Origin of the sequence: Bradyrhizobium sp. U87765 SZCCT0048 (assembly GCF_018131225.1) — a bacterium.
In the GTDB taxonomy this organism is placed as follows: Bacteria; Pseudomonadota; Alphaproteobacteria; order Rhizobiales; family Xanthobacteraceae; genus Bradyrhizobium_A.
Genome location: NZ_JAFCMM010000004.1, coordinates 325,377 through 342,838, shown reverse-complemented (window position 1 = coordinate 342,838; position 17,462 = coordinate 325,377). Strand labels below are relative to the sequence as shown.

Genomic DNA, 17,462 nt, shown 5'->3' with positions numbered 1-17,462 from the left:
TTTTGCACGCCTGCGGATAACCGGCAGGCCCTGCTCCGGGGCGCGTCATGATCGTCGCGCTCCTCAATCAGAAGGGCGGCGTGGGCAAGACAACGCTCGCTCTGCATCTCGCCGGCGAGTGGGCGCGCCAGGGTCGGCGCGTCACCCTGATTGACGCTGACCCGCAAGGCTCCGCGCTCGATTGGTCGCAGCAGCGCGCCCGTGAGCGCTTGCCGCGCCTGTTCGGCGTCGTCGGCCTGGCGCGAGACACGCTCCACCGTGAAGCGCCCGAGCTGGCGCAGGACGCCGATCACATCGTCATCGACGGCCCGCCGCGCGTCGCCGGGCTGATGCGATCGGCCTTGCTCGCCGCCGATCTGATCCTGATCCCGGTGCAACCATCGCCGTTCGACGGCTGGGCGTCCGCCGAGATGCTGTCGCTGCTCGGCGAGGCGCGCATCTACCGCCCGCAGCTCGCCGCACGCTTCGTGCTCAACCGCTGCGCCGCGCGCACCGTCATCGCCCGCGACACCGCCGAGACGCTCGCCGACCACGATCCGCCGCTGCTGGCTTCCACCATCGGCCAGCGCGTCGCCTTCGCCGACACCGCTCAATCCGGACGGCTCGTCTCGGAGGTCGACGGGCAAAGCCGAGCGGCGCGCGAGATCACCGCCCTCTGCGCCGAAATCGGGAGGATCACATGGTGACCGAGCGGTCGTCGAAGCGTGCCTTCGCCAAGCGTCCCGCTGATCCGGACAGCTGGATCAAGGCCTGCGACCCGCAACGGCCGCGAAGCGGCGATGCCGCCGCCTTCACGGCCCGGCTAACCATCGACGTCACGCCGGAGCTGCGCGGACGGATCAAGATCGCCGCGTTCCAGCGTGCGCAAACCGTCGCCGACATGCTGCGCGCGCTGCTCGCGCGTGAGTATCCCGAGAACCAAGGAGGTGATCAATGATCGCCCCCGACGCCAGCCCCGCGAGGCGCGACAAGAGCTCCGCCGACGCCGCATCCGACCCGCTCACCCACGTCGAGCTGACCTGGCTCGAGAAGCGGCAGGAGGACTGGATCCGGTTCGGCCGGCAGGCGCGTGAACAGATTCTCGATCGCCGCCGACGGGTCGTCAGCTTCCCACCCGGAAGCACGTTTGCCTTGGTCCGGTGGGCGGCCAACGACTTCGGCACGATCCTCTCCAACATCGCCATTGGGCGCGCGGTGGAGCACGCCGAGGCCTTTCAGACGCTGCCATCGGTGCGTCCTGGCGCGGACATCCTGCTGACGGTGGATGGATGGCCAAAGGTCGAGCGCGTGCTGCAGACCATCGACGCCGTCGAGCACCGCGGCCTCGATCCCGCCGACGCCGCGCCGGATTACTGGCGACATGTCCACAACCGGCTGGCCGCCGGTTTGGAGCCGCGGACCTATACGTCCGCGCGCCACCTGGCGTTCCGCCTGCGCCGGAGCGTCGCACCATGACCCGTCTCGGCTATGTCATGACAACGGGTCTGACCGTTATGTTGATCGGCGGGCTGTCGGTGCTGCCGATCACGCCGAGGCTGATCTGGAATGCCTCCGGCAGCACGCCGATCGGGCTCTATGCGATCGAGCGCTCGCCCCGTCTTGAGGTCACGGACCTCGTGGCCGTGGACGCCCCGGAACCGCTCGCGTCCTTCCTCGCCGGGCGTGGCTATCTGCCCCGCGGCGTGCCACTCCTGAAGCGCGTCGCCGGCCTTCCCGGACAACGGGTTTGCCGCGCCGGCGCGCAGGTCAGCGTCGACGGCGTGCCGATGGGAGACGCGCTGGCGCGCGACCGGCTCGGTCGCGAACTGCCGATCTGGCAGGGCTGCCGCCGTATCGCGGCGGGCGAAATCTTCCTCATGAACTGGTCCGTCGAGGACAGCCTCGACGGCCGCTACTTCGGTCCGCTTCCCACGGGCACGATCATCGGCCGCGCGATGCCGGTGTGGACCGACGAAGACGGCAGCGGCCGTTTCGAATGGCGCGCGCCAACACGATGACCGCGCGCCGATCCTCTCCCCCACCACCAGCAGAAGGAGCCTTTCCATGGCGCTGATCGGTCAATTCACCCGCACCAAGTCCGGCTATTCCGGCCACATCCGAACGCTCACGCTGGATGCTGCACTCGTCCTCCTCCCGGCCGATCCGTCCGACGCCGAGAATGCGCCGGACTTCCGCATCCATCTCGGCGATGAGGACGGCCCGGAGGTCGGCGCTGCGTGGAAACGCACCGGCGAGAAGGCCGGCGACTACGTCTCGCTGCTGCTCGACGATCCCACGCTCGCCCGTCCGATGCGCGCCAACCTGTTCCAGTCGGGCGACGACATATCGGCTTGGGGCCTGAACTGGAGCCGTCCGCCCAAGCGCAACGAGCAGGACTGAGCCGATGTGGAGGTTTCGCCGCTCGCTTGAGCCATCCACCGACACCGGGCGGTTACACGCCGCCCGGCGTCTCTCACCGCTTCTCCTTTCCGGTCTGCTAATCCAGCTCGGCCCGCCCGCAGCCGCACTCGGCCAGACGCCGCAGATCGTCCGCTCGGTTCCAGCCGATCCGTTCGCCGCCTTCGTCACCGAAGCGGCGCAGCGCTTCGGCGTTCCGGAGAGCTGGCTCCGCGCCGTCATGCGTGTCGAAAGCGCCGGCGAGGTGCGCGCGATCTCTCCTGCGGGCGCGATGGGATTGATGCAGATCATGCCCGCGACATGGGCCGATTTGCGCACCCGTCACGGGCTCGGGAACGACCCCTATGATCCCCGCGAGAACATCCTGGCGGGGGCCGCCTATCTGCGCGAGATGCACGACCGCTACGGCTCGCCCGGCTTCCTCGCGGCCTACAATGCGGGTCCCGGCCGCTACGACGAATACCTGGCGAGCGGCCGAGCCTTGCCGGCTGAAACGCGGGCCTATGTGGCGGCGCTCGCGCCCGTCATTGGCGGCGGAGAGATCGCCGGCCCCGCCATAGTGGCGGCCGCCGATCCACTCGCATGGACGCGGGCGCCGCTGTTCATCGCGCACAGCGGCAGCACGACAGCTGCCGATCCGGCGCAAACTGAACGCCGTTCGGGCGAGGCTCCGCTGCCCGCTCCAGTGCAGGAAACGCTAGCGATGGCGCCGCAGTCCACCGGCCTGTTCGTCGCACGACCCGATAGTCGAGGCCCGCGATGACCGCACCAAGCCGATATCGCAGTCTAGCGTGCCCCGGCGTCTTCTGGCGACCTTCGGGAGGAGAAGCAGGCAACACAACCGCACGATGGCAGGATAAAGGGGCGCGATGTGCGCTTCGGGTCGGTCGTGCTTTTTCAGGGACTTATGCGGCAAATTCGCGATGTGCGCATGAGAGGCGCAGCCTGCGACTTCGGTATTTTCCTCGGCAGATCAGCGCGATCGCGCGATGTGCGAACTGGGCACAATGAGCGGCGAGGACGAGTTCCGCATCCGGCCGGGCCGCATCCGCTCGACCAGCGCGCACCGGGCGCGACCCTTCATCGCCCAGGCGCTGGCCGCCGCCCAGCGCGCAGGCGGATCGGTCTCACGCAAGGGCGCGATCGGACCCGGCCATCGCTCGCGCTTCGGCCGCGGCCAGCGCGCCTCGGTCCAGGCCAATCGCTTCATCACCGCCCGGTCGCGCGGCGCCGTGATCAAGGCGCGCGTCGTGCGCCACACGGGACGAGGCGCGCCGCTCGCCACCCACTTGAGCTATCTGCGCCGCGAAGGCGTCACCCGGGATGGAGAGAAGGCCCGGCTGTTCGGCCCCGAAATCGACGACGCCGATCCCAAGGCCTTCTCGGCACGGTGCGAGGAGGACCGCCATCATTTCCGCTTCATCGTCTCGCCCGACGACGCCGTCGAGATGTCCGACCTCAAAGGCTTTACTCGCGAGCTCGTCGGCCAGATGGAGAAGGATCTCGGGACCGGGCTCGACTGGGTCGGCGTCGCGCACTGGAATACCGAACATCCGCACGTCCACCTGATCCTCCGCGGCGTGCGCGACGACGGCGAAAATCTTGTCATCGCGCGGGACTACATCAAGGAAGGCATGCGCGATCGCGCGCGCGACCTGATCACCCAGGAGCTCGGCGTCCGGACCGATCAGGAGATCCGCCGCACGCTCGAACGCCAGATCGAAGCAGAGCGCTGGACCAATCTCGATCGCCAGCTCGCCCGCGACACCTACCGGACCGGCGTCATCGACCTCGCACCGCATCCAGACCGCCAGCCCGATGAATTCCATGCCCTCAAGGTCGGACGGCTGCGCAAGCTGGAGTCACTGGGACTCGCCGACCAGATCGGCCCCGGCCAGTGGTCGGTATCAGAGAAGGCCGAGGCGACGCTGCGCGAGCTCGGCGAGCGCGGCGACATCATCAAGCGCATCCATCGTGGGCTTTCGGAGCGCGGCATCGAGCGCGGCACGGCGAGCTACGTGTTGGCCGGCGAGAGCCTCGACGATCCCGTCGTCGGCCGGCTGGTCGCCCGCGGCCTCGACGACGAGCTGAAGGGCACAGCCTTCGCCGTGATCGACGGCGTCGATGGCCGCACGCACCACGTCAGACTCGCCGACCTCGACGCCGCCGGCGACAGTGCGCCGGGCTCGATCGTCGAACTCCGCAAATTCGACGACGCGCGGGGTCAGCGACGGGTCGCGTTGGCGGTCCGCTCGGACCTGGCGATCGAACAACAGATTACCGCGAGCGGCGCCACCTGGCTGGACCGGCAGGCGATCGCGCGCGAGCCGGTCGCGCTCGGCGGTGCCGGTTTCGGCGCGGAGGTTCGCCACGCGATGGACGCACGCGCCGAACATTTGATCGGGCAAGGTCTTGCCGAACGCCAGGCTCGCGGCGTCAGCTTCCGACCCGGGCTGATCGAGACGCTCCGCCAGCGTGAGTTGAACGCCCTCGCGAAACAGTTGACGACCGAAATCGGCCGGCCGCTGACCCGCGCCGCGGCCGGCGAGTATGTCGCCGGCAGCTACCGACAGCGCTTCACGCTCGCCTCGGGCCGGTTCGCGATGATCGACGACGGGCTCGGCTTCCAGCTCGTGCCTTGGTCCCCCTCGCTGGAAAGGCAGCTCGGTCAGCATGTTTCCGGCGTCTCGCGCGGCGACGGCGGCGTCGACTGGAGCTTCGGCCGCAAGCGGGGCCTCGGCCTATAGTTGGAGTTGCGTTTTGGAATAGTTTACAGGAAGCCGAGACCCCATCGTTGGACAGGGGGCCAACGTGGCCTGGCCGACGAGCGTGCCCGCCACCTGGATGGCGTCGCTACAGGCTGGCACACTGCCAGCGTTCGACCGCGGTGATGACGTTTCCGCCAAACGTAGGCTTCCGCGTTGACCTTAAAGGCTGAGCTAGACATCGTATTTCGCACCCAAAGGAAGAGTGACATGCCCGTTCCAGAAGGTTTCGCGGTGGTGACGCCGTACATTTTTGTAGATGGAGGCGAGGATTATGTACGCTTCCTCGAGGCCGCATTCGGCGCGCGCGAAATCGGTAGAAGCATCGCTCCCGACGGCCGCATCGCCAATTGCCAGATGAGATTCGAGACCGCGACGATCATGATCAGCGAAGCGTCCGAGGATTTTCCAGCGAGCTCAGCTGCCTTTTACCTTTACGTCGACGATGCCGATGCAGCGATGGACAAAGCATTGGGAGCTGGCGCCGACAAGATCATGGATACGGCCGACATGCCTTATGGAGATCTGCAAGGGGGCATCAGAGATCCCGCAGGCAACATATGGTGGATCTCCCAGCGCCTGAGCAACGGGCCTTATTTCTAGCCTCCGGTTCAATCGGTTCTTGTCGCAAAGGCCGACATTCCGGACTCCACAGGGAGTCAGCTGCTGAGCGCGCCGTTCAAATGCTCACCTTGGGGTTCGCCCGCATAGTCAGTCAGCCGCCCGTCGCCGATATGGCAAAAGCTGCCTATCCGTAGCGTCGCCTTTGGCACGGGCTAGAAGTCCGGCCCCAGGCGATCATCGCGAACCGGCCGATGGCGAGAAATGCCTGCCCCAGCGCAATACGGGGTCAGGTGTCATGCGGGCGCCGGTCTCGGACAATGAAACTTTCTACGCCAAGACCTGTATTCGCGCGCCAAGGTTGCCGGCAATGCGATCCCCGAAAACGCGTCTTGCAATCTGGCCGGCCAAGCACTGACCTCGATGCAGTCACCGTCGAGGAAATCTGCTTGTCTGCCACGAAAATCCTATGGGGTCAGATCCTCACCGTCTTGCTGATCGTGGTCCTGACCACATGGGCGGCGACGCAATGGACGGCTTGGCGGCTCGGCTTCCAGCCGCAGCTCGGCTCACCCTGGTTCGAGCTGTTCGGCTGGCCCATCTACTACCCACCGGCCTTCTTCTGGTGGTGGTATTTCTACGATGCCTATGCGCCGCCGATCTTCGTCGAAGGCGCCTATATCGCCGCATCGGGTGGCTTCATTTCGATAGCGGTCGCGATCGGCATGTCGGTGTGGCGGGCACGCGAGGCCAAGAACGTCGAGACCTACGGCTCGGCGCGATGGGCACGCCCGGACGAGGTGAGGTCCGCCGGGTTACTCGGACCCGATGGCGTAGTGCTCGGCAAGCTCGACCGCGCCTATCTCCGTCATGATGGACCCGAGCATGTGCTCTGCTTTGCTCCGACCCGGTCCGGCAAAGGAGTCGGCCTCGTCGTTCCGTCGCTTCTGACCTGGCCGGGCTCCGCGATCGTCCACGACATCAAGGGTGAGAACTGGCAGCTCACTGCGGGCTTTCGCGCCCGGCACGGCCGGGTGCTGCTGTTCGATCCCACCAATGCGCAGTCGGCCGCTTACAATCCTCTGCTCGAGGTCCGCCGCGGCGAGTGGGAGGTACGCGACGTCCAGAACATCGCCGACATCCTGGTCGATCCGGAAGGGAGCCTGGAGAAACGGAACCATTGGGAGAAGACCAGCCACGCGCTCCTCGTCGGCGCCATCCTCCATGTCCTCTACGCCGAAGCCGACAAGACGCTGGCCGGTGTCGCCGCTTTCCTTTCCGACCCGAAGCGACCGATCGAATCGACACTGGCCGCCATGATGAAGACCGCGCATCTCGGCGAGGCCGGTCCCCACCCGGTCATCGCCAGCGCCGCGCGCGAGCTGCTCAACAAATCGGACAACGAACGGTCAGGCGTGCTCTCTACCGCGATGTCGTTCCTCGGCCTCTACCGCGATCCCGTCGTCGCCGCAGTCACGCGCCGTTGCGACTGGTGCATTACGGATATCATTGGGGGGAAACGACCCACCACGCTTTATCTGGTGGTGCCGCCCTCCGACATCGCGCGCACCAAGCCGCTGATCCGCCTGATCCTCAACCAGGTCGGCCGACGGCTGACCGAGGACCTGCAGGCCAAAGGCGGACGCCACCGGCTGCTCCTGATGCTCGATGAGTTTCCCGCGCTCGGACGCCTGGACTTCTTCGAAAGCGCCTTGGCTTTCATGGCCGGCTACGGCCTGAAGAGCTTCCTGATCGCGCAGTCGCTGAACCAGATCGAGAAGGCTTACGGGCCGAACAACTCGATCCTCGACAACTGCCATGTCCGGGTCAGCTTCGCGACAAACGACGAGCGTACCGCCAAGCGGGTTTCCGATGCGCTCGGAACCGCGACCGAGATGCGCGCGATGAAGAACTATGCCGGGCACCGCCTCTCGCCCTGGCTCGGCCACCTTATGGTCTCGCGCTCGGAGACGGCGCGGCCGCTGCTCACCCCCGGCGAGGTGATGCAGCTCCCACCGGCCGATGAGATCGTCATGGTGGCTGGGACGCCGCCGATCCGCGCAAAAAAGGCGCGCTATTTCGAGGACCGGCGCTTCCAGGAGCGCATCCTGCCACCGCCCTCTTTGGCGAAGTCGCCTGAGGCAAATCCCGACGATTGGAGCGCCTTGCCGTTGCCGCGGTCACCGCAAACCGAACCAGCCGTCGAGCAGGGCGGGACTGACGGTGAGGATCCGACGGGATCGGAGCGCCGCCACCAGCCCGAATTGAGCCACGCCCAAGCGGTCGAGAAGAAGGTCCCGATCGAGAACGAGTTTGCGGCAGATCTCGATGATGACGCCGAAGACGACAGCGCCCGGATCAGCCGGATGAACCGGCTCGTGCAGGGTGTGGCCCGGCAAGTGTCGCTTGATCCCAACGACGGCATGGAGCTGTGAGAGGCGGCGATGGCATCAAGCTCGAAAAAACAGCGCTTGTCCGTCTACCTCGACCGGGAGGTCATGAAGGCGCTGGCGGATTATGCCGCGCGCCGGGATCATTCGCGCTCTCTCGTCGCGGAGGCGGCCATCGCGTCCTTCCTGTCTCCCGACGCCGCCGAGCGGCAGGAGGCGGCCACGACGAAGCGGCTCGATCAACTCGATCGGCGCATGACGCGCATGGAACGCGACCTCGGTATCTCGGTCGAGACACTGGCGGTCTTCGTGCGCTTCTGGCTCACGACCAATCCACCCTTGCCTGAGCCGGCCCAAGCCGCCGCCCGCGCACAGGCCGGCGAGCGCTACGATGCGTTCGTCGCGGCCCTCGGCCGGCGACTCGCCAAGGGGCCGAAGCTGCGACAGGAAATCTCGGAGGACGTTCCTGCAGGCGGCAATTGATCGGTGCCGGGACCACCTCGGCTACGCGACCAGGTTTGCGACGCTCGGGCTCAGGGGGTGAGATTAATGGCCACGTCAAACGCGTCAGGGGGCATCACGCTCTTGAAGTAGAAATCCTCAGCTTCATGCCACTGCCGCTCCCAAGGTCCGATCGCTCCTTCCCGAGCGGCCAACCGCGCCAAGCGCACATCGTCCGGCGCCAAGAGCGCGACGCGCAGATCGAGCAGGTCGGCCAGTTCCGGACGCGCCGCATAGACCCCTTCCAGGATCACGATCGGCCTTGGGCCGATCCACGTCGGCTCATCGCGCAGCCGTCCATCGAAAGCGTCCCAGTCGAAGGCGCGCCAACATGCCTCCCGGCCGGCCGCAAGGCCTTGGAGCACCGATCGTTGTCTCGTCCAATCGATGCAGGCCGCTGCGCGCGCTACGGCGCTATCCGCCCGAAGCTCGATCCCGCCCGCATAAAAGTCGTCGCCCTCGATCACGCAGGCCTCGACCCGCTCGGCGAGCGTCCTCGCCAACGTCGATTTGCCGACACCACTTCTGCCATCAACCGCGACGATCAAGGGCAGCCCCTTACGCTGCGCCGCTTCGGTCATGATCCCGGCCAGCGTGACCTCATCGCTGGCACGCATCATTCGACCACTCCGTTCGCTGATTGCGTCGGGCTGTTCAGCGATCCTCCTTTCAAAGCACCTTCTCCACTTCATCGAGGAGCGCTCTCGTACCTGCTTCCCGGCCGGCGATGTCGCCGTCGAAGTAGGCGCCCTGTTCGGTCAGCTCCAAACGCGTACCGGCGCCATCGGAGTTGAAGCTGATGGTGACGAGCGAAGAGGACAGCGGCGTCCCCTCCAATGTCATGTGGTAGGCGTAGATGAGCGTGTTGCCCTCATCTACGTGCAGCCAGGTCGTGGCGTTCGTGAGGACGAAGTCCGCTCCCCGGGGGCTGAACCGGGTGAACTCAACGGCGCCTGCCACGGTCGGTTCGGCTGGCCGATACTCATGGATGGTCCAGCCGTCGGCGAAGACCAGCCACTTGCGCCGCGCGTCGGCCTGCGCGAACGCCGCGAAAACCTTGGCCGGCAGCGCAGAGTAATTCCGTTCGATGGTGAAGCTTCCGTGCTTGATCGGGTTGCCCGCCATCAGAGCCCTCCGGCCAAGGCTTCGAGCTGGTTGAGGCACGTGCCCCAGCCATCATGGAAGCCCATCTCCTCATGCTTCTGACGGTCTGCGTCTGACTTGTGGCGCACCAGTGCCCGATAGCGGGTGCCGCCTTCCACCGCCTCCATCGTGATGTCGGCGGTCATGAAGGTTTCGGAATTCGGACGGAACTCGGGCCCGACCGCATCGGTCCATACCATACGCTTCCGAGGCTCTGCCAGCAGCACGCAGCCTGGCGTTTCATCCATTTCGGCGCCGTCCGGCGACGCCATCACGACCGAGAAGATTCCCCCGGCGCGGGGGTCGATCGCGACGCGCGCTACCGTCCAAGGTTTCGGTGCGAACCATTGCTTGAGCAGGTCGGGCTCCGTCCACGCGCGCCAGAGCTGGGCGGGTGTGGCCCTGACCGTCCGCTCCAGCACGAGATCGAGTTTGGCATCATGCGTCACTATTTTCTCCTTCACCGGGTAGATTCGCTAGAAATGCATCGAGGCGGTCGAGACGCGCCTCCCAAAGTGACCGCTGCTGGCCCAGCCAGCCTTCGGCGGCTTTCGCCGTTTCAGCCTTGAGCCGACAGGTGCGGATGCGGCCGGCCTTGTCGGATTCAATCCATCCGCCCGCCTCCAGCACCTTCAGGTGCTTGAGGAAGCTCGGCAGCGCCATGTCATGCGGCGCGGCAAGCTCAGAGACAGGCGCGGGGCCGGCTGCCAGCCGGGCGATCACCGCACGGCGGGTGGGATCAGCGAGTCCGTGGAAAATCGAATCAAGGTTAGCCATATGGCTATCTATTGACTTGGCACAGTGCTCGTCAAGATACCTAGCCATATGGAAAGGTGTCTTCCATCCGGCGGAGCGAAGGTCATGATGAAACCAAACGACACGGACGACGTCGTCGCACCAAACCCGTCGAAGCCACCGAGCCTGTCCGGAGGAGAAAAGTGACTGAACGGCTGTCCCTACGTCTGAAGGCAATCCTCGAAGCCCTGCCTCTCTCGCCCTGTATACGCGTGCTCGAGGTGGGATGCGGTCCCGGAGCGCTGACGCGCGCCATGTCGTCGGCGATCGGCAGCGGGTATGTGCTCGGGATCGACCGGTCAGACCGGGCCATCGCGCAGGCGATCGCAGGCTCCAAGGAGCAGGTCGCTGCCGGCCGTCTGTCATTCCGAACGGTGGCGGCCGAGGATTTCGTGATGGGACCCGGCGAGGCGCCGTTCGATCTTGTCGTGGCGGTCCGCGTCGGCGCGCTCGACGGCCGTCATCCCGCGGCCGGCGCTCGCGCCTGGCCGCGAATTCGCGCGGCGCTTGCCCCAAGCGGACGGATCTTCGTCGATGGCGTTGAGATACCTGCGGAGACGCCAAGGTGAGGATCGTGCCCTTCACGATGGATCGTGCCGAAGACGCATTGCGCCTGATGAACCTGCTTCGGCTCACGCCGATCAGCCTGCCCGAGTTCCTGGACCGCGAGGCACGATGGCCGGCGGGCGATCTGCGTCTGCGCTGGCTTGGTTACGACAATGACCGGGCCGTTGCCCTCGGGCAGATCGCCAACTCGCCCTATGCGCTATCTGATCATCTTGCCGTGCAGGTCACTGTCGATCCCGATCATCGCGGCCGGGGGAGAGGCAGCACCATGCTCGGCCTTGTGGAGAGCGAAGCCATCGGGCGCGGTTTTCGGGGGCTTGTCGCCACGATACCTGAGGCAGCATCCGGTCCGCAGGCCTGGGCCGAGGCACGCGGGTTTCAGCGCCACGCGCTGCGTTGCGACAGTCTGCTCGACCTTCGGACCTTCGACGGTCAGTCGGCAGTGCGCGCGGGGGTGACGCTCTCGGACATGACCGGAGCCAGTGAGGCGCAGTGGAAGGCGGTGGCGATGCTGTTGCAGACCCTCATCGCCGATGCGCCCGACATGCGAGACCTCCCGTCATGGACGTTGGCGCGCTGTTTTTCGGTACTGCGCGAGACTCCGGCCTCGCGACCGGAATGGGTCGTTGTTGCCGGGTTTAACGGCAGACCCGTCGGCCTCACCATCGGCCACGCTTTGGGCCAGGAGATCTATTCCTACTTCACTGGCGTGTTGCCCGACTGGCGCGGCAGGCATGTCGGCCTCGCGCTCAAGCTGCGCCTGATCGCTGCGGCGCAAATGTCGGGCATCACGACGATGCGGACAACGAACCTCGACGCCAATACTGCGGCGCTTCGGCTCAACGCCTCGATTGGCTTCCGTCGCGTTCCCGGCAGCCTGGAGGTCCGCAAGGCTTTGTCTGCGGTCGATTTCGCTACCTCGGCGAATCCCCGGTAACATAGCTGGCTGCGAACTCCGCGCTGGCCGGGATCGGCTTGATGATGTCGATCAGCACCCCCGTTGGGGTCGCTAGTGATGAAGTGGCGCTGGCCGAAGTCCTCATCGCGCAAGGACAGGAGCATAGGGATCCCGTCGGCAACAACCTGGCCATGCACGGTGTCAACATCGTCGACTTCGAAATTGAGAAGGATGTCAGTCGCGCGTCCGCGGGCGACGTAAGGTCGCTTGGTACTGCGCGCGATCTATCCGATTCCGACGTATTCGCACCCAATGGCAGACGGTCTTTCTTACAAGCGATCCTGGCCATGCGAGTGCCCAGAAGCTCTCTGCGATATGATCGCGGAAGTGATTGAGTACGGGGTTCGAGAGCTACAGCACATTCGAGATATCTCTTTAGCGCCATTGGACGATCTCCAAAGTTGGGCACGCTGACCGGCGAAGGATCGCAAGCTATTCCGCAGGTCCGCCCTTTACCTGTATTTCTACGCTACGGTTCTACGAACGCATTCCCTTGTTGCCGCGCCCACATTTCTGCCTCTTCTACTCATCCCCGATCCAGGGCCGCTCGTCCGCGGTCCCTTCACGAACGGGGACGACATGGCGGCTTCTCACCAGCGATCCGAGGCGAGCTTACGCGGCGCGCGCATGTTGCGCACCGCGCTCGGCCCCGCCATCGCCGGATTCCTGGAAGACCCCACAGTCGTCGAGGTGATGCTCAACCCCGACGGGCGGCTCTGGATCGACCGCCTGTCCGAGGGGCTGTCTGATACGGGAGAGTGCCTGTCCGCCGCCGACGGCGAGCGTATCGTGCGCCTGGTGGCGCATCACGTCGGCGCCGAGGTTCATGCCGGCGCACCACGCGTCTCAGCCGAGCTGCCCGAAACCGGAGAGCGGTTCGAGGGGCTGTTGCCCCCCGTCGTGGCGGCGCCGGCCTTCGCGATCCGCAAGCCCGCCGTCGCGGTCTTTACGCTGCAGGACTACGTCGCGTCCGCGATCATGTCGGCGGATCAGGCCGACGTCCTTCGTCGCGCCGTGGCCGATCGGCGCAACATCCTCGTGGCCGGCGGCACCTCGACCGGCAAGACCACGCTCACCAACGCCTTGCTCGCCGAGATCTCAAAGACCGCCGACCGCGTCGTCCTGATCGAGGACACGCGCGAGCTGCAATGCGCGGCCCCAAACCTGGTCGCGATGCGCACCAAGGATGGCGTCGCCACCCTCTCTGAGCTGGTCCGCTCGTCGCTGCGCCTGCGACCAGACCGTATCCCCATCGGTGAGGTGCGCGGGTCCGAGGCGCTCGACCTCTTGAAGGCCTGGGGCACCGGCCACCCTGGCGGCGTCGGCACAATCCACGCCGGCACCGCGCTAGGCGCGCTACGCCGCCTCGAGCAGCTCATCCAGGAAGCCGTCGTCACCGTCCCGCGCGCCCTGATCGCCGAGACGATCGATCTGGTCGCGGTGCTGAGCGGCCGCGGGTCCAATCGCCGCCTGGCCGAACTCGCCCGGATCGAGGGCCTCCGTCCCGACGGCGACTACCACGTAACCCCCGCAACCCAGCCCCCCTCAGGAGATCCCGCATGATCCGCCGGTCCTTGGCCCTACGTCGCCGCCTCACAACGGCGGTCAGTCTCGCGCTTTTCAGCGTTGCGTTCGCGCCGGCCGCCCACGCCTCCGGCTCGTCCATGCCGTGGGAGCAACCGCTCAATCAGATCCTGCAGTCCATCGAAGGACCGGTCGCCAAGATCATCGCGGTGATCATCATCATCGTCACCGGCCTGACGCTCGCCTTCGGCGACACGAGCGGCGGCTTCCGCCGGCTGATCCAGATCGTCTTCGGCCTCTCGATCGCCTTCGCGGCATCGAGCTTCTTCCTGTCGTTTTTCTCCTTCGGCGGCGGGGCGCTCGTTTGATGACGGGCCTTGCCGACAGCGCCGGCGAAGTGCCTGGCTTCAGCGTGCCGGTGCACCGCGCCTTGACGGAGCACATCCTGCTTGGCGGCGCGCCGCGCTCGATCGCCATCCTCAATGGCACGCTGGCGGCGGCGCTTGGCCTCGGATTGCGCCTCTGGCTGGTGGGCTTGGGACTCTGGGCGGTCGGGCACCTTGCCGCCGTCTGGGCGGCCAAGCGCGATCCGCAGTTCGTCGATGTGGTGCGCCGCCACCTGCGTATCCCCGGCTTCCTGAACGTCTGAGGCCGACCGCATGATGAACCTTGCCGAGTATCGCCGGACCTCGACCCGCCTCGCCGACTTCCTACCTTGGGCGGCGCTGGTTGGCGAAGGCGTTGTCCTCAACAAGGACGGCAGCTTCCAGCGCACAGCACGCTTCCGCGGGCCCGATCTCGATTCCGCGGTGCCGGCTGAGCTCGTCGCGGTCGCCGGCCGGCTCAACAACGCCTTCCGCCGCCTGGGCTCCGGGTGGGCGATCTTTGTCGAGGCCCAGCGTCACAGCGTCGGCGCCTACCCGGCGAGCCGCTTTCCAGAGCCCGCATCCGCGCTGGTCGACGCCGAGCGCAAAGCCGACTTCGAGGAAGACGCCTCGCATTTCGAGTCGAGCTATTTCCTCACCTTCGTCTTCCTGCCCCCGGCCGAGGACGCCGCACGCGCTGAAAGCTGGCTCTACGAAGGCAAGGCCGAGAAGGGCGTTGACGCCTGGGAGGCGCTGCGCGGCTTCGTCGATCGCACCAACCGCGTGCTCCAGCTCGTCGAGAGCTTCATGCCCGAATGCGCCTGGCTCGATGATGGCGAGACGCTGACCTACCTTCATTCGACCGTCTCTACCAAACGCCACCGCGTGCGCGTGCCCGAGACGCCGATGTATCTCGACGCGCTGCTGGCGGACCAGCCGCTGACCGGCGGCCTCGAGCCGCGGCTCGGCGAGGCGCATCTGCGCGTCCTCACCATCGTCGGCTTTCCAACGGCGACCACGCCCGGCCTGCTCCACGATCTCAACCGCCTCGCCTTCCCCTATCGCTGGTCGACCCGCGCGGTGCTGCTCGACAAAACCGACGCCACCAAGCTGCTGACAAAGATCCGGCGGCAATGGTTCTCCAAGCGCAAGTCGATCGCCGCGATCCTGAAGGAGGTGATGACCAACGAGGCCTCCGTGCTGGTTGACACCGACGCAGCCAACAAGGCGGCGGATGCCGATCTCGCGCTGCAGGAGCTCGGCGCCGATTATGCCGGTCAGGCCTATGTCACGGCGACCGTCGCCGTCTGGGACGCTGATCCACGCGTCGCGGCCGAGAAGCTGCGCCTGGTCGAGAAGGTCATTCAGGGGCGCGACTTCACCGCGATGCCTGAGACGGTCAACGCCGTCGATGCCTGGCTCGGCTCCCTGCCGGGTCATGTCTACGCCAATGTTCGGCAACCGCCGATCTCCACCCTCAATCTCGCCCACATGATTCCCCTGTCAGCGGTGTGGGCGGGGCCGGAACGGGACGAGCATTTCGGTGCGCCCCCCTTGCTGTTCGGCAAGACCGAAGGCTCCACCCCGTTCCGGTTTTCCCTTCACGTCGGCGACGTCGGCCACACCCTGGTGGTTGGCCCGACCGGCGCCGGCAAGTCCGTCCTGCTGGCGCTGATGGCGCTGCAGTTCCGGCGATACCCGGGTTCGCAGGTCTTCGCCTTCGACTTCGGCGGCTCGATCCGTGCGGCTGCGCTTGCTTGTGGCGGTGACTGGCACGACCTCGGCGGCGGCTTGACGGAAGGCGCCACCGACAGCGTGTCGCTGCAGCCGCTCGCCCGCATCCAGGAGGTGCCCGAGCGCGCCTGGGCCGCCGACTGGATCGTCGCCATCCTCATGCGCGAGGGCGTGACCATCTCGCCCGAGGTGAAGGAACATCTCTGGACGGCGTTGACCTCGCTGGCCAGCGCGCCGGTGGGCGAGCGCACGATCACCGGGCTCGCAGTCCTCCTGCAGTCCAACGACCTCAAACAGGCGCTCCGCCCCTACTGCGTCGGCGGCCCCTACGGTCGCCTGCTCGACGCCGAGAGCGAGCATCTGGGTCAAGCGTCCGTCCAGGCGTTCGAGACCGAGGGCCTGATCGGCACCGGCGCGGCGCCAGCGGTGCTCCCCTATCTGTTCCACCGCATCGAGGACCGCCTCGACGGCAGCCCGACCTTGCTGATCGTCGACGAAGGCTGGCTGGCGCTCGATGACGAGGGATTCGCCGGCCAGCTTCGGGAATGGCTGAAGACCTTGAGGAAGAAGAACGCCTCCGTCGTATTCGCCACGCAGTCGCTGTCGGACATCGATGGATCGGCCATCGCGCCCGCCATCATCGAGAGCTGCCAGACCCGGCTGCTCCTGCCGAACGAGCGGGCGATCGAGCCGCAGATCACCGCGATCTACCGGCGCTTCGGCCTCAACGACCGGCAGATCGAGATCCTCGCCCGGGCCATGCCCAAGCGCGACTATTACTGCCAGTCCCGCCGCGGCAACCGGCTGTTCGAGCTCGGCCTCGGCGAGGTCGCGCTGGCGCTATGCGCCGCATCCTCCAAGACCGACCAGGCCGCCATCGAGCGCGTCCTCGCCGAGCACGGCCGCGACGCCTTCCTCGCCGAATGGCTGGGCCTGCGCGGCGTCGGCTGGGCCGCCGACCTGATCCCCGACCTCACCAACCTGGAGACCCGACCATGATCCTTCGTCGCTCGCGCGCGGCCCTTTTGTCCGCCAGCATCTTCGCCGTGCCCGTCGCGTTGTCGCCGGTCCTCACCACCCCGGCCGCTGCGCAGTGGGTGGTCTACGATCCGACCAACTACGCCCAGAACGTCCTTCAGGCGGCGCGCGCGCTGCAGCAGATCAACAACCAGATCACCTCGCTGCAGAACGAAGCGCAATCGCTGATCAATCAAGCGCGCAATCTGGCCAGCCTCCCCTACTCCTCGTTGCAGCAGCTTCAACAGTCCGTGCAGCGGACCCAGCAGCTCCTGAATCAGGCGCAAAACATCGCCTTCGACGTCCAGCAGGTCGACCGCGCCTTCCAGTCGACCTACGGCAACGCCTCACTCTCCGCGTCTGACGCCCAGCTCGTCGCCCAGGCCCGCGAGCGCTGGCAGAACACGGTTGGCGGTTTGCAGGACGCGATGCGGGTGCAGGCGGGCGTCGTCGGCAACATCGACACCAACCGCACGCAGCTGTCCGCGCTGGTTGGCCAGAGCCAGGGCGCTACCGGCGCGTTGCAGGCGGCCCAGGCCGGCAACCAGCTCCTCGCACTCCAGGCCCAACAGCTCGCCGATCTCACCGCCGTCGTCGCCGCCAACGGCCGCGCGCAATCGCTCTCGGAAGCCGAACGCGCGGCGGCTGCCGAACAGGGCCGCGAGCAGCGCCGACGGTTCCTGACCCCCGGCGTCGGCTATCAGCCCGGCAACGCCCGGATGTTCCCAAGCGGGAACTGAGGGCG

General features: G+C 66.6%; 21 protein-coding genes and 1 pseudogene. 17 read left to right on the top strand and 5 right to left on the bottom strand.

Translation table 11 applies throughout. The features are described 5' to 3' along the window. Positions 1-47 precede the first annotated feature (47 nt). The 10 genes from parA (at position 48) to JQ639_RS24330 (ending at position 8,596) form a co-directional block, all read left to right on the top strand. Positions 48-686, top strand: a complete 639-nt coding sequence (gene parA / locus JQ639_RS24375; RefSeq protein WP_137900608.1) for a ParA family partition ATPase — start codon at positions 48-50, stop codon at positions 684-686. Next, positions 683-937 (top strand): hypothetical protein, encoded by a 255-nt coding sequence (locus JQ639_RS24370; protein ID WP_137900620.1) that lies wholly within the window; start codon positions 683-685, stop codon positions 935-937. Before parA ends, JQ639_RS24370 begins: the two co-directional genes overlap by 4 nt. After that, complete coding sequence (locus tag JQ639_RS24365; RefSeq protein ID WP_137900607.1) at positions 934-1,455, top strand: DUF2840 domain-containing protein; 522 nt, start codon at positions 934-936, stop codon at positions 1,453-1,455. Before JQ639_RS24370 ends, JQ639_RS24365 begins: the two co-directional genes overlap by 4 nt. Next, a complete protein-coding gene (locus JQ639_RS24360) occupies positions 1,452-1,997 on the top strand; it encodes a S26 family signal peptidase (RefSeq protein WP_137900606.1) in 546 nt (181 codons plus the stop codon). The genes JQ639_RS24365 and JQ639_RS24360 overlap by 4 nt, the downstream gene beginning before the upstream one ends. 46 nt (positions 1,998-2,043) lie before the next feature. Continuing rightward, complete coding sequence (locus tag JQ639_RS24355; RefSeq protein WP_137900605.1) at positions 2,044-2,379, top strand: DUF736 domain-containing protein; 336 nt, start codon at positions 2,044-2,046, stop codon at positions 2,377-2,379. Positions 2,380-2,383: 4 nt separating this feature from the next. Continuing rightward, positions 2,384-3,160 carry a lytic transglycosylase domain-containing protein gene (locus JQ639_RS24350; protein WP_137900604.1) on the top strand — a complete coding sequence of 259 codons (777 nt, stop codon included), beginning with the start codon at positions 2,384-2,386 and terminating at the stop codon, positions 3,158-3,160. Positions 3,161-3,404: 244 nt separating this feature from the next. Further along, positions 3,405-5,144, top strand: a complete 1,740-nt coding sequence (locus tag JQ639_RS24345; protein WP_137900603.1) for a relaxase/mobilization nuclease domain-containing protein — start codon at positions 3,405-3,407, stop codon at positions 5,142-5,144. Positions 5,145-5,372: 228 nt separating this feature from the next. Further along, positions 5,373-5,765: a VOC family protein gene (locus JQ639_RS24340; RefSeq protein WP_137900602.1), complete on the top strand. Its 393-nt coding sequence runs from the start codon at positions 5,373-5,375 to the stop codon at positions 5,763-5,765. A gap of 407 nt (positions 5,766-6,172) precedes the next feature. Further along, positions 6,173-8,158: a conjugal transfer protein TraG gene (locus tag JQ639_RS24335; protein WP_137900601.1), complete on the top strand. Its 1,986-nt coding sequence runs from the start codon at positions 6,173-6,175 to the stop codon at positions 8,156-8,158. A gap of 9 nt (positions 8,159-8,167) precedes the next feature. Next, positions 8,168-8,596: a CopG family transcriptional regulator gene (locus tag JQ639_RS24330; protein ID WP_116970689.1), complete on the top strand. Its 429-nt coding sequence runs from the start codon at positions 8,168-8,170 to the stop codon at positions 8,594-8,596. Positions 8,597-8,646: 50 nt separating this feature from the next. On the opposite strand, the gene JQ639_RS24325 is transcribed toward JQ639_RS24330, so the two are convergent. Genes JQ639_RS24325 through JQ639_RS24310 form a run of 4 tightly spaced genes read right to left on the bottom strand, consistent with a single transcriptional unit; the run spans position 8,647 to position 10,534 of the window. Next, positions 8,647-9,234: a uridine kinase family protein gene (locus JQ639_RS24325; protein ID WP_157973342.1), complete on the bottom strand. Its 588-nt coding sequence runs from the start codon at positions 9,232-9,234 to the stop codon at positions 8,647-8,649. 49 nt (positions 9,235-9,283) lie between these two features. Continuing rightward, on the bottom strand, positions 9,284-9,739 hold the full coding sequence (locus JQ639_RS24320; protein WP_137900600.1) for an SRPBCC domain-containing protein: 456 nt from the start codon (positions 9,737-9,739) through the stop codon (positions 9,284-9,286). Continuing rightward, positions 9,739-10,206, bottom strand: coding sequence for an SRPBCC family protein (locus tag JQ639_RS24315; RefSeq protein ID WP_116970615.1), 468 nt, complete (start codon positions 10,204-10,206; stop codon positions 9,739-9,741). Before JQ639_RS24315 ends, JQ639_RS24320 begins: the two co-directional genes overlap by 1 nt. Further along, positions 10,196-10,534 (bottom strand): ArsR/SmtB family transcription factor, encoded by a 339-nt coding sequence (locus tag JQ639_RS24310; RefSeq protein WP_116970616.1) that lies wholly within the window; start codon positions 10,532-10,534, stop codon positions 10,196-10,198. The genes JQ639_RS24315 and JQ639_RS24310 overlap by 11 nt, the downstream gene beginning before the upstream one ends. 161 nt (positions 10,535-10,695) lie before the next feature. On the opposite strand from JQ639_RS24310, the gene JQ639_RS24305 reads away from it, so the two are divergent. Further along, positions 10,696-11,121: an SAM-dependent methyltransferase gene (locus JQ639_RS24305; RefSeq protein ID WP_137900599.1), complete on the top strand. Its 426-nt coding sequence runs from the start codon at positions 10,696-10,698 to the stop codon at positions 11,119-11,121. Further along, complete coding sequence (locus JQ639_RS35720; protein ID WP_137900598.1) at positions 11,118-12,056, top strand: GNAT family N-acetyltransferase; 939 nt, start codon at positions 11,118-11,120, stop codon at positions 12,054-12,056. The genes JQ639_RS24305 and JQ639_RS35720 overlap by 4 nt, the downstream gene beginning before the upstream one ends. Here JQ639_RS35720 and JQ639_RS35400 read toward each other — a convergent pair. Beyond that, positions 12,034-12,280, bottom strand: a pseudogene (locus JQ639_RS35400) (VOC family protein); the annotation flags it as partial. The gene JQ639_RS35720 and the pseudogene JQ639_RS35400 overlap by 23 nt on opposite strands. A gap of 376 nt (positions 12,281-12,656) precedes the next feature. Here JQ639_RS35400 and trbB point away from each other — a divergent pair. The 5 genes from trbB to trbJ are packed head-to-tail and all read left to right on the top strand — an operon-like array spanning position 12,657 to position 17,457. Beyond that, positions 12,657-13,640, top strand: coding sequence for a P-type conjugative transfer ATPase TrbB (gene trbB / locus JQ639_RS24290; protein WP_137900597.1), 984 nt, complete (start codon positions 12,657-12,659; stop codon positions 13,638-13,640). After that, on the top strand, positions 13,637-13,969 hold the full coding sequence (locus JQ639_RS24285; RefSeq protein ID WP_033965391.1) for a TrbC/VirB2 family type IV secretion system protein: 333 nt from the start codon (positions 13,637-13,639) through the stop codon (positions 13,967-13,969). The genes trbB and JQ639_RS24285 overlap by 4 nt, the downstream gene beginning before the upstream one ends. Beyond that, complete coding sequence (locus JQ639_RS24280) at positions 13,969-14,250, top strand: VirB3 family type IV secretion system protein (RefSeq protein ID WP_065998026.1); 282 nt, start codon at positions 13,969-13,971, stop codon at positions 14,248-14,250. Before JQ639_RS24285 ends, JQ639_RS24280 begins: the two co-directional genes overlap by 1 nt. Positions 14,251-14,260: 10 nt before the next feature. Continuing rightward, the gene (trbE, locus tag JQ639_RS24275) at positions 14,261-16,699 is read left to right on the top strand and encodes a conjugal transfer protein TrbE (RefSeq protein ID WP_137900596.1); all 2,439 of its coding nucleotides are present in this window, start codon (positions 14,261-14,263) and stop codon (positions 16,697-16,699) included. Continuing rightward, positions 16,696-17,457: a P-type conjugative transfer protein TrbJ gene (trbJ, locus tag JQ639_RS24270; RefSeq protein ID WP_137900595.1), complete on the top strand. Its 762-nt coding sequence runs from the start codon at positions 16,696-16,698 to the stop codon at positions 17,455-17,457. Before trbE ends, trbJ begins: the two co-directional genes overlap by 4 nt. The last annotated feature ends 5 nt before the right edge of the window (positions 17,458-17,462 follow it).